Source organism: Haloleucobacter ellipsoideus, from assembly GCF_052491725.1.
Genome location: NZ_JBQWAR010000002.1, coordinates 1 through 2,165, shown reverse-complemented (window position 1 = coordinate 2,165; position 2,165 = coordinate 1). Strand labels below are relative to the sequence as shown.

Below are 2,165 nucleotides of genomic sequence, written 5' to 3'. Positions count from 1 at the left end.
TCATGGCCTTGGCAGAGGCCGGGGCATCGGATTGTAGAGCGAAGAACTTTCCTATTTGCCGCCGTTTCTACGCCATAGCCCTACGCTGCCTAAATATCAGTTGCACAACGATAAATCACTGTTCTGTCTGGTCTCTGCAATCTTCAGAAACAACCAGCAGAAGGCAGCACAGCCGTGCGTCAACCAGACCGTATCGTCCGTTTGAAGACCGTTCTCGCCCGCACCGGGCTGTCTCGGTCCACCATCTATCGCAAGATCGCCGAAGGCACCTTTCCCGCCCAGATCAAGATCAGCACCAATGGCGCTGGCTGGAAGGAATCCGACATCAATCGCTGGGTCGTCAACCCGGTCGGATGGCGGCAGCGTTCGTTCAACGAATTCGACTTCCTCGATGACTTCTGACCGCAACGGCGACCACAAGCCGGTGACGGCATCCCGCTCCCGGTGCACCAAACGACCGCCTACGGCGTCGGAGCAGCTTGAGGAGTTGCTGGGCTATCCGTGGCCGTTCCCCGGCAGGCCGCCCAAACACGACCTCAGTACATGGACTGTCGTAGACGACTGGCCCGACCCCGTTCCGGTCACACAAGCCGAGATCGAGGTGTTCGAGCGTTGGTTCGGCGACCTGTTCGATGAACTCTTTGACCCCGACGTCGGATCACCCGATGCCGGAGCCGAAATCGACCTTGAAAACGGTACTATATAATGATACTGGATACTCAATGAAAAAGCGTCACAAAGCCACGCTGGAACTGATCTTCGCCCGCCCGGTCAATGGTTCGATCCGCTGGGCCGACATAGAGGCGCTGTTTGTGAGCCTCGGGGCGGAAGTCAGCGAGCGGGAAGGTTCGCGCGTCGGCGTGTTCCTGTTCGGTGAAGTGCGCGTCTTTCATCGCCCGCATCCGTCACCCGATACGGACAAAGGTGCGGTTGCCAGCATCCGTAAATGGCTGGACGAACACGGAGTAAAGCCATGAACAATGTCGTTGAAATCAATGGCGAGAAGGCGGTCATCGCTTTCGATCCCGAGATTCAGATGCTGCGCGGCGAGTTTGTCGGCCTGAATGGCGGGGCCGACTTCTATGCCGAGAGCGTCCACGATCTGATCGAGGAAGGCCGCAAGTCGCTGGCCGTCTATCTCGAAATGTGCCGGGAGAAGGGTATCGAGCCGCGCCGGAAGTTCTCCGGCAAGTTCAATGTCCGCCTCACCCCCGATGACCATGCCGCAGCAGTCATTGCCGCAGCAGCATCGGGCAAGAGCTTGAATGAATGGATCGTCGGGACGATCCGGGAGGCCGCTGAATAGCGGCCCCGTTCGGTTCGACTGGATTGAAAGGAGACATCGCCATGACCGCTTCCACCGTGCCGCTACGCGCTGCCCTTTATCTGCGCGTTTCGACGGCGCGGCAGGCCGAGCATGATGTTTCCATTCCCGATCAGAAGCGACAGGGTGAAGCCTATTGTGAGGCGCGCGGGCTGCAACTGGTGGAAACCTTCATCGAACCCGGCGCATCCGCGACCAACGACCGCCGCCCCGAGTTCCAGCGTATGATTGAGGCAGGCACGTCCAAGCCCGCGCCCTTCGATGTTGTCGTGGTCCATTCGTTCAGCCGGTTCTTTCGCGACCATTTCGAGCTTGAGTTCTACGTCCGCAAGCTCGCCAAGAATGGCGTGAAGCTGGTTTCGATCACACAGGAAATGGGAGATGACCCCATGCACGTCATGATGCGGCAGATCATGGCGTTGTTCGATGAATACCAGTCCAAGGAGAACGCCAAGCACGTCATGCGGGCTTTGAAAGAGAACGCGCGGCAAGGCTTCTGGAACGGCTCGCTTCCTCCCATTGGCTACCGCACCGTTGCCGCCGAAACACGCGGCGCGAAGGTCAAGAAGAAGATCGAGATCGACCCGTTGCACGCGGACACGGTGCGGCTGATCTACCGCCTTGCCTTGGAAGGTGACGGCACCACCGGCCAGATGGGCGTCAAGAACATCGTCTCCTATCTCAACAGCCGCCGCATCTTCACCCGCGACGGCGGACGCTGGGGCATCGGTCAGGTTCACCGCATCCTGACCCGCCGCACCTATATGGGCGAGCATGAGTTCAACAAGCGGACCAAGACCAAGGAATTGAAGCCGGTCAGCGAGATCGTGATGGTCCCGGT

The 2,165-nt window shown here is 59.1% G+C and carries 5 protein-coding genes; all 5 read left to right on the top strand.

The genetic code is table 11. The features are described from left to right. Positions 1-174 precede the first annotated feature (174 nt). Complete coding sequence (locus tag ACT6QG_RS00030; RefSeq protein ID WP_444975570.1) at positions 175-402, top strand: helix-turn-helix transcriptional regulator; 228 nt, start codon at positions 175-177, stop codon at positions 400-402. Beyond that, positions 392-706, top strand: a complete 315-nt coding sequence (locus ACT6QG_RS00025) for a hypothetical protein (RefSeq protein WP_444975569.1) — start codon at positions 392-394, stop codon at positions 704-706. Before ACT6QG_RS00030 ends, ACT6QG_RS00025 begins: the two co-directional genes overlap by 11 nt. A 16-nt stretch (positions 707-722) precedes the next feature. Next, positions 723-977, top strand: a complete 255-nt coding sequence (locus tag ACT6QG_RS00020; RefSeq protein ID WP_444975568.1) for a type II toxin-antitoxin system HicA family toxin — start codon at positions 723-725, stop codon at positions 975-977. Beyond that, positions 974-1,306 (top strand): type II toxin-antitoxin system HicB family antitoxin, encoded by a 333-nt coding sequence (locus ACT6QG_RS00015; protein WP_012090880.1) that lies wholly within the window; start codon positions 974-976, stop codon positions 1,304-1,306. Before ACT6QG_RS00020 ends, ACT6QG_RS00015 begins: the two co-directional genes overlap by 4 nt. Positions 1,307-1,347: 41 nt before the next feature. Beyond that, a partial coding sequence (locus ACT6QG_RS00010; RefSeq protein ID WP_444975567.1) for a recombinase family protein occupies positions 1,348-2,165 on the top strand: 818 nt, incomplete at its 3' end.

Bases quoted from the DNA above. Each gene is read 5' to 3' on its own strand.
- ACT6QG_RS00025 (WP_444975569.1), top strand. From the start codon at position 392: ATGACTTCTGACCGCAACGGCGACCACAAGCCGGTGACGGCATCCCGC.
- ACT6QG_RS00020 (WP_444975568.1), top strand. From the start codon at position 723: ATGAAAAAGCGTCACAAAGCCACGCTGGAACTGATCTTCGCCCGCCCG.
- ACT6QG_RS00015 (WP_012090880.1), top strand. From the start codon at position 974: ATGAACAATGTCGTTGAAATCAATGGCGAGAAGGCGGTCATCGCTTTC.